Origin of the sequence: Pseudomonas sp., assembly GCF_036387035.1 — a bacterium.
Taxonomy (GTDB): Bacteria; Pseudomonadota; Gammaproteobacteria; order Pseudomonadales; family Pseudomonadaceae; genus Aquipseudomonas.
In genome coordinates this window covers 1-8,007 of the sequence record NZ_DASVUM010000255.1, presented here as the reverse complement: position 1 = coordinate 8,007, position 8,007 = coordinate 1, and the positions used below count along the sequence as shown (strand labels likewise).

Annotated in this window: 9 protein-coding genes; 8 read left to right on the top strand and 1 reads right to left on the bottom strand. The window is 62.7% G+C overall.

Annotated features, from left to right (window positions below; all coding sequences use genetic code 11):
* Nucleotides 1-609 (top strand): oxidoreductase (locus tag VF672_RS23230; RefSeq protein ID WP_331107334.1); only part of this gene is annotated, 609 nt, incomplete at its 5' end.
* A 469-nt stretch (nt 610-1,078) separates the two neighbouring features.
* On the opposite strand, the gene VF672_RS23225 is transcribed toward VF672_RS23230, so the two are convergent.
* A complete protein-coding gene (locus tag VF672_RS23225) occupies nt 1,079-1,840 on the bottom strand; it encodes a FadR/GntR family transcriptional regulator (RefSeq protein WP_331107332.1) in 762 nt (253 codons plus the stop codon).
* Between the two features lie 259 nt (nt 1,841-2,099).
* On the opposite strand from VF672_RS23225, the gene VF672_RS23220 reads away from it, so the two are divergent.
* The 7 genes from VF672_RS23220 to VF672_RS23190 form a co-directional block, all read left to right on the top strand.
* Nucleotides 2,100-2,840, top strand: a complete 741-nt coding sequence (locus VF672_RS23220; protein ID WP_331107330.1) for an SDR family oxidoreductase — start codon at nt 2,100-2,102, stop codon at nt 2,838-2,840.
* 71 nt (nt 2,841-2,911) lie between these two features.
* On the top strand, nt 2,912-3,757 hold the full coding sequence (locus tag VF672_RS23215) for a fumarylacetoacetate hydrolase family protein (RefSeq protein WP_331107328.1): 846 nt from the start codon (nt 2,912-2,914) through the stop codon (nt 3,755-3,757).
* Nucleotides 3,758-3,950: 193 nt separating this feature from the next.
* Entirely contained in the window at nt 3,951-5,228 is a 1,278-nt protein-coding gene (locus VF672_RS23210) for an L-fuconate dehydratase (protein WP_331107326.1), read from the top strand.
* A 155-nt stretch (nt 5,229-5,383) separates the two neighbouring features.
* Nucleotides 5,384-6,265, top strand: coding sequence for an amidohydrolase family protein (locus VF672_RS23205; RefSeq protein ID WP_331107324.1), 882 nt, complete (start codon nt 5,384-5,386; stop codon nt 6,263-6,265).
* The gene (locus VF672_RS23200; protein WP_331107322.1) at nt 6,262-7,038 is read left to right on the top strand and encodes an SDR family oxidoreductase; all 777 of its coding nucleotides are present in this window, start codon (nt 6,262-6,264) and stop codon (nt 7,036-7,038) included. The genes VF672_RS23205 and VF672_RS23200 overlap by 4 nt, the downstream gene beginning before the upstream one ends.
* Nucleotides 7,035-7,397 carry an L-rhamnose mutarotase gene (locus VF672_RS23195; RefSeq protein WP_331107320.1) on the top strand — a complete coding sequence of 121 codons (363 nt, stop codon included), beginning with the start codon at nt 7,035-7,037 and terminating at the stop codon, nt 7,395-7,397. The genes VF672_RS23200 and VF672_RS23195 overlap by 4 nt, the downstream gene beginning before the upstream one ends.
* A 151-nt stretch (nt 7,398-7,548) precedes the next feature.
* The coding region (locus tag VF672_RS23190) for an MFS transporter (protein WP_414705648.1) at nt 7,549-8,007 on the top strand (459 nt) is incomplete at its 3' end.

Here is an 8,007-nt window from a genome sequence, read left to right as displayed (position 1 = left end):
TTCGGGCCCATCGACGTGCTGGTCAACAACGCCGGTTATGGCCACGAAGGCATTCTGGAGGAGTCGCCGCTGGAGGAGTTGCGTCGTCAGTTCGACGTCAACGTGTTCGGCGCCGTGGCGATCATCAAGGCCTTCGTGCCGCTGTTTCGTCAGCGTCGCAGGGGGCACATCCTCAACGTCACGTCGATGGGCGGCTTCATCACGATGCCGGGCATTTCCTACTACCACGGCAGCAAATTCGCGCTCGAAGGCATCTCGGAATCCCTGGGCAAAGAGTTGAAGCCGTTCAATGTGTTTGTCACCGCCGTGGCGCCGGGCTCGTTCCGCACGGACTGGGCCGGCCGTTCGATGCAGCGCACCGCTCGGCAGATTGCCGACTACGACGCCAGCTTCGACCCGATCCGCCAGGCGCGAGAAGAACGCAGCGGCAAACAGCCGGGCGATCCGGTCAAGGCCGCCGACGCGATGCTTAAACTGATCGACAGCGCCAACCCGCCAGCGCACCTGCTGCTGGGCAGTGACGCGTTGAAGCTGGTCCGCGAGAAGCTGGCGCAGCTGGAAGCCGAGTTTGCGCAATGGGAAGAAGTGTCGCGCTCGACGGATGGGTGAAGTTCGATGAAAGTGCGTCGGCCTAACGGCCTCGGGTTTCGCCTCCGGCGAGTTACTTGGAAAAGCACCCCCCTATCTGTTTTAAAGAGCAGCCAAGGGTGCTTGCTCTCGGTTGGGCCCGACTTCGTCGGGTTCCTTCACTCCGGTCTCGCTCCGTGGGCCCGCGCCGAACGGGCATCCATGCCCTGACGGCGCTCTCGCCGCATCCATGCGGCTCGGCCCACTCCACGAGACCTCCGTTCAGCCTGCACCAAAGTCGCGTTTGGCGGTGACTGGGCTTTTTGCGTATGAAAATCAAAAGCAGATCAAAAGCTTCCCGGCTGAAGCCGGTCCCACAGGGTGTACACGGTGCATTCAGTGGGACTGGCTTTAGCCGGGAAGAGGCCGGCATGACCACCATCATTTTTTTGGGAAACACCCTCCATGTGGGAGCCCTCAACCGGGAAATAAGTGGCGTGGCTTCAAAAAGCTAAACCCCGCCTCGGCTGAAGATCCGGATCACTTCGTCCAGGTGCCCTGCCATCGCCTGCCTGGCAGCGTCTGCGTCGCGGCGGGTCAGGGCGTCGAGGATGAGGCGGTGTTCGTGTTCGGAGCGAAACGGCATGTCGTCGGAGGTGTAGTGCGCCTGCAGGCGCTGGAACATGCTGCCGTACTGATGCCCCAGCAAGTGCTTGATCATCAGCGCATACGCCGGATTGCCCGACGCCTGGGCAATGCGGATATGAAACAGCCGGTCGCCGGGATGGGTGTGGGAATGCTCGCGGTTGTCGCGGGTGTTGCGTTCGAAGGCCTCGCGGATGGCCTCAAGTTCCTCGTCGCTGGCGTTATGCGCGGCGAGCGCCGCCGCTTCCGGCTCGATCAGGCGACGCGCCTGTAGCAGGGCAAACGGCGGAATCTCCGCACTGAAATTCACCTCTATGCCGAGCTCAGGATCGACGTCCTTCCACTGATCGCGGGTGACCTGGGTCATCACGGGTTCATCGGACAGCACCTTCGTCGGCGGCTCACACACCAGCACGCCGTTGCCCACGCGCACATCCACCAGCCCGATGACCTCCAGGGCAATCATCGCCTCGCGCACCGACGCCCTGCTCACGCCCAGCATCTTCGCCAATTCACGTTCGGCGGGGAGGCGGCTGCCCGGTGGAAACTCGCCGCTGTCGATCAGCGCGCGAAGCTGATCGGCGATCTGGCGATAAAGTCTCTGGTTATCAATTACTTGGATTGGCATCGGAAATCGGCTCGGAATCTTACAGCGCAACGGATCGCAAAATGACCTTGTGAGGGTCCATGACAAGTGCTAAAAACAGGACCAATGGCCTGACCATTGGCGCGCTGCGATGGGCGGAGCATAGCAAACCCGGACACGGTTCGCGTGCACCGCATCACGTTCAACGCGCTCCGGCGGTTTCGAGCGGCAGACCGCGATGGCGCGGTGGTGATCGTTCGTGACAGACAGGCCATCTCAACAATAAAAACAAGGGATCAACATGGACCTCACCGGTAAGCGAGTGCTCATCACGGCCGCCGCCCAGGGCATCGGTCAAGCCAGCGTCGAGGCGTTTGTGAACGCGGGCGCGGAAGTCTTCGCCGTCGACATCAACGGCGCAGCGCTGGAAACCCTGAAGGGCGTGCACACCCGCGTGCTCGATGTCACCGATCACGCCGCCATCGAACGGCTGGCCGCCGAGATCGGCGCGCTGGACGTGCTGTTCAACTGCGCGGGCGTGGTGCACAGCGGCAACATCCTCGAATGCGCCGAAGAAGACTGGCGCTTCGCCTTCGACCTCAACGTCACCGCGATGTACAAGATGATCCGTGCCTTCCTGCCGGCGATGCTGGCCAACGGCGGCGGCTCGATCATCAACATGTCGTCGGTTGCCTCGGCCATCAAGGGCGTGCCCAACCGCTTTGCCTACTGCGCCAGCAAGGCCGCCGTGATCGGCATCACACGCTCGGTCGCCGCCGATTTCGTCGGCCAGAACATCCGCTGCAATTGCATCTGCCCCGGCACCGTGGAGTCCCCTTCATTGCGTCAGCGTGTGGCCGATCAGGCGGCGCGCGAAGGCCGTGAAGAGGCCGAGGTGTACGCGGCATTCGAAGCCCGTCAGCCCATGGGGCGCCTGGGCACGCCCGAGGAAATCGCCCAACTGGCGCTGTACCTGGGCTCACCCGTCAGCGGCTTCACCACCGGGACCGCGCAGATCATTGACGGCGGCTGGAGCAACTGAGCCGGTCCGTGCGCCCCCTATGCTGATCACTTGATACCCAGTTCTGAATAATCACCTCAAGAGGACACCCCATGAAATTGCTGCGCTACGGCGAACCCGGTCAAGAACGTCCTGCCCTGCTGGACAGCAATGGCGGCATTCGCGACCTGACGGACCTCATCGGCGACCTGTCGGGCACCGCCCTGAGCCCGGAGAGCATCGCGCACCTGCAGTCTCAGGACGTCAACAGCCTGCCGCTGGTGGAAGGCAATCCGCGCATCGGTCCTTGCGTGGGCAAGATCGGCAAGTTCATCTGCATCGGCCTTAACTACGCCGACCATGCGGCCGAGACCGCCGCCGACATCCCGAAAGAGCCGATCATTTTCAACAAGTGGACCAGCGCCATCGTCGGCCCCAACGACAATGTCGAGATTCCGCGCAACTCGAAGAAGACCGACTGGGAAGTGGAACTGGGCGTGGTCATCGGCAAGGGCGGCCGTTACATCGACGAAGCCGATGCGCTGGAGCACGTGGCGGGTTATTGCGTGATCAACGACGTGTCCGAGCGTGAATTCCAGATCGAACGCGGCGGCACCTGGGACAAGGGCAAGGGCTGCGACACCTTCGGCCCGATCGGCCCGTGGCTGGTCACCCGCGATGAAATCGCCGATCCGCATCAGCTCAACCTGTGGCTGGAAGTCGACGGCAAGCGTTACCAGAATGGCAACACGCGCACGATGATCTTTCAGATTCCAAAACTGGTGAGCTACCTGAGCCAGTTCATGAGCCTGCAACCGGGCGACGTGATTTCCACCGGCACGCCACCGGGCGTGGGCCTGGGCATCAAGCCGGAGCCGGTGTTCCTGCGCGCCGGCCAGACGATGCGTCTGGGCATTGAAGGGCTGGGTGAGCAACAGCAGCTGACGGTCGACGCCTGACCTGTAGGAGTGAGCTTGCTCGCGAAGAGGCCAGTGCATGCGCTGCAGCTTCATCGGCCAGAGAGAAACTTCGCGAGCAAGCTCGCTCCCACTGGATGCTCCATCTGCTTGAGGCATGTGGTGAAGAGACAAAAAGTTTTACCAGCTTTCCAGGCAAGCCGCGCTGCCCATAACAATGCCAAAGGGACCCGCCATGACCACCATCACCGCCTTGCGCGTTGAAGACATTCGTTTCCCCACCTCGCAACTGCTCGACGGCTCCGACGCGATGAACCCGGACCCCGATTATTCGGCGGCCTACGTCATTCTCGAAACCGATCACCCTACCCTCCAGGGCCACGGCCTGACCTTCACCATCGGCCGCGGCAACGAGATCTGTTGCGCAGCGATCAAGGCACTGGCGGGTGTAATGGTCGGCCTGAAACTGGAGTGGATCGCCGAAGACATGGGCCGCTTCTGGCGGCACGTGACCAGCGACAGCCAGTTGCGCTGGATCGGCCCGGACAAGGGCGCGATTCACCTGGCCACCGGCGCGGTGGTCAACGCGACATGGGACCTGTGGGCCAAGTCAGAAGGCAAACCGGTGTGGCAACTGGTGGCGGAGATGACGCCTGAGCAACTGGTACGTTGCATCGATTTCCGCTACATCACCGACTGCCTGACGCCGGACGAAGCCCTGACGCTGTTGACCGAGCGCGCCGAGGGCAAGGCCCAACGGTTGCAAGCGCTGCTCGCCGACGGTTACCCCTGCTACACCACCTCGGCAGGCTGGCTGGGTTATCCGGACGACAAGCTGCGGCGGCTGTGCCAGGAAGCGGTGGACGGCGGTTTTTCCCACATCAAGCTCAAAGTCGGCCGTGATCTGCAGGACGATATTCGCCGCGTGCGCATCGCCCGTGAAGTGCTGGGCCCGGATCGCCATTTGATGATCGACGCCAATCAGGTCTGGGAAGTCGAAGAGGCCATCGACTGGGTTCGCGAGCTGGCGTTTGCCCAGCCATGGTTCATCGAAGAGCCGACCAGCCCGGACGACGTTGAGGGCCATCGCACGATTCGCCTGGGCGTGCACCCGGTGAAAGTGGCCACGGGCGAGATGTGCCAGAACCGCATCGTCTTCAAGCAACTGATCATGCGCGGCGCCATCGATGTCGTGCAGATCGACGCCTGCCGCCTGGGCGGGGTCAACGAGGTGCTCGCGGTGATGCTGATGGCCGCCAAGTACCAACTGCCGGTCTGCCCCCATGCCGGCGGCGTGGGGCTTTGCGAGTATGTGCAGCACCTGTCGATGATCGACTTCCTGTGCATCGCCGGCACCCATGAGGGTCGGGTTGTGGAGTACGTCGATCACCTGCATGAGCATTTCGAAGACCCTTGCGTGATTCGCGATGCTGCGTACCTGCCACCCACCGCGCCGGGCTTTTCGATTCAGATGAAAGCAGCTTCGCGGGCGAGGTACGCCCACATGCAATAAGTAAATGAACCCGTAGGAGCCGGCTTGCTGGCGAACCCGTTTAGCCAGACGATCGCGCAGACGTTGAACGGACGCATTCGCCAGCAAGCCGGCTCCCACACATGCGCGCCTGTGCGCAGGCCGCGCAGGCATGACACGGACGGAGTACAACAATAATGTCGTCCCCAGACTCAGGCACGCCGGCCTCGCCCTTGCGGGTGGACGCCCATCAGCATTTCTGGACTTACACGCAGCAGAACTACCCGTGGATCGACCAGCGCCATGCCGCGTTGCAGCGGGATTTTCTGCCGCACGATCTGAAGCCGCTGCTCGATCAGCATGGCATCGACGGCTGCGTCGCGGTGCAGGCGCGGCAGAGCATTGCCGAGACGGCCGCACTGCTCAGCCACGCCGCCGACCATCGGTGGATCCTCGGGGTGGTGGGCTGGGCGGACCTGCGGGCGGATGATCTCGACGCGCAACTCTCACGCTGGGCGGATGCGGAGAAACTGGTCGGCCTGCGTCATCTGATTCAGGACGAACCGGCACCCTCGCTGTTCCTGCAGGACCCGGCCTTTGCCCGTGGCATGCGGCAGGTGCAGCTGCGGGGGCTGGCTTACGACGTGCTGATCAAAGACAAAGACTTGCACGCCGCCAGCGACTTCTGCCAGCGCCACGATCAGCATCACCTGATCCTCGACCACCTTGGCAAACCGGACCTGTCGCAAGAGGACCCCATCGCCTGGGCCGACCGCCTCGCCCCTCTGGCGGCCCTGCCCCACGTCGCCTGCAAGTTGTCGGGCCTGATCACCGAAGCCGACTGGCAGACCTGGCGGCCGGTTGAGCTGCTGCCTTATTTCTACCTGGCGCTGGAACTGTTCGGCCCGCAACGGCTGATGTTCGGGTCGGACTGGCCGGTGTGTGAAGTCGCCGGGCGTTACAGCGACGTCCACCGTTTATTTGAAACCGCGATCAGCACCCTCTGCGCCGATGAACAGGACGCGCTGCGCGGCGGCACCGCCATTCGCCTTTATGGCCTGCAAGGAAACTGCCCATGAATCTGAACCTGCAAGACCACGTCATCATCGTCACCGGTGGCGGCTCGGGGATTGGCGCGGCCATTTCTCTGGGGCTGGCCGAAGAAGGCGCGATCCCGGTGATCTTCGCCAATCAGCCGCTGCCTGCCGAACTGGCAGCGGAGCTGGATCGACGCCAGCCACAGACGCTGTTCGTGCAGGTGGAACTGCGCGACGAGGCCGGTTGCGCGGCGGCGGTGAGCCAGGTGCTGGCGCGTTTCGGCCGCCTCGACGGGCTGGTCAATAACGCCGGGGTCAACGACAACGTCGGCCTGGAGGCCGGCCGCAGCGCGTTCATCGAGTCGCTGGAGAAGAACCTCATTCACTACTACGTCATGGCCCACCTGTGCGTCGACGCGCTGAAAGCCAGCAAGGGCGCGATCGTCAACATCGGCTCGAAGACCGCCCTGACCGGCCAGGGCGGCACCAGCGGTTACACCGCGTCGAAAGGCGCGCAACTGTCGCTGACCCGTGAATGGGCCGCCTCGCTGCTCGGCGATGGCGTGCGCGTGAACGCGGTGATTCCCGCCGAAGTCATGACGCCGCTGTATGAGCGCTGGATTTCCAGCTTCGACGACCCCGAAGCAAAGCTGGCGAAAATCGTCGAAAACATTCCACTCGGCCAGCGCATGACCACCCCCGCCGAGATTGCCGACAGCGTGTTGTTTCTGCTGTCCTCCCGCGCTTCCCACACCACCGGGCAATGGCTGGTGGTGGACGGCGGCTATACGCATCTGGACCGGGCACTGACATGAGTGCGCAGCGGCTCTGTCTGGCGCTGGACCTGGCCGACGACGTTGCGTTGATCGCTGAGTATGAGCAATTGCATCGGCGCATCTGGCCGGAAATCGCCGGACACCTGCGCGACCACGGCGTGCTGGACATGCAGATCTGGCGGCTGGGCACGCGGCTGTTCATGGTCATGGACACTGCCCCGGCGTTCAGCACCGAAGCGATGGATCAGGCGTCGGCGGCCAACCCCAAGGTGCAGGAATGGGAGGCCTTGATGTGGCGTTTCCAGAAGCCGACGCTGTGGACCGCGCCGGGGAATAAATGGCAGCCGATGACGCAGATTTTTAGTTTGGATGAGCAATTCAAAGCACTTCAAAGCTGAGTTTTAAACGCTGGAAATCTCGCGGATGCACCGGCCTCTTCGTGAGCAAGCTCACTCCCACCGGTATGAGTGCAAGGCTCCGATCCATGCACAACCGAACATCCGCTTCATCACGCAGCACGCTTCAACAACAACAAAAAAGGAGAGCGTTATGTTGACCAAACAAAGCAAAGTCCAGGCCCCGGTGTACCGGCACGCCGCCCCTTCGGTGCGTGTCGCGTTGATGCTGGTGACCAGTCTGTTTTTCCTGTGGGGCCTGTCGTACGGGCTGCTCGACGTGCTGAACAAGCACTTTCAGGAAACGCTGCACGTCAGCAAGGCTCAGTCCGGGCTGCTGCAAGCCGCCTACTTCGGTGCGTACTTCATCATTGCCCTGCCCGCCGGTTTGTTGATGGACCGTTTCGGCTACAAGGCCGGGATCCTGCTGGGGCTGTGTCTGTATGCCGCCGGGGCATTGCTGTTCATGCCGGCGGCCAATGCGGCGAGCTTTCCGTTTTTCCTGTTTGCGCTGTTCGTGATCGCCCTGGGTCTGGGCTGTCTGGAGACGGCGGCCAACCCGTACGCCACCGTGCTGGGCGATCCGAAAGGCGCAGAGCGACGACTGAATCTG

Excerpts from the sequence above, each read along its gene's own strand:
- VF672_RS23225 (WP_331107332.1), bottom strand. The coding sequence starts at position 1,840 with ATGCCAATCCAAGTAATTGATAACCAGAGACTTTATCGCCAGATCGCC.
- VF672_RS23220 (WP_331107330.1), top strand. The coding sequence starts at position 2,100 with ATGGACCTCACCGGTAAGCGAGTGCTCATCACGGCCGCCGCCCAGGGC.
- VF672_RS23215 (WP_331107328.1), top strand. The coding sequence starts at position 2,912 with ATGAAATTGCTGCGCTACGGCGAACCCGGTCAAGAACGTCCTGCCCTG.
- VF672_RS23210 (WP_331107326.1), top strand. The coding sequence starts at position 3,951 with ATGACCACCATCACCGCCTTGCGCGTTGAAGACATTCGTTTCCCCACC.
- VF672_RS23205 (WP_331107324.1), top strand. The coding sequence starts at position 5,384 with ATGTCGTCCCCAGACTCAGGCACGCCGGCCTCGCCCTTGCGGGTGGAC.
- VF672_RS23200 (WP_331107322.1), top strand. The coding sequence starts at position 6,262 with ATGAATCTGAACCTGCAAGACCACGTCATCATCGTCACCGGTGGCGGC.
- VF672_RS23195 (WP_331107320.1), top strand. The coding sequence starts at position 7,035 with ATGAGTGCGCAGCGGCTCTGTCTGGCGCTGGACCTGGCCGACGACGTT.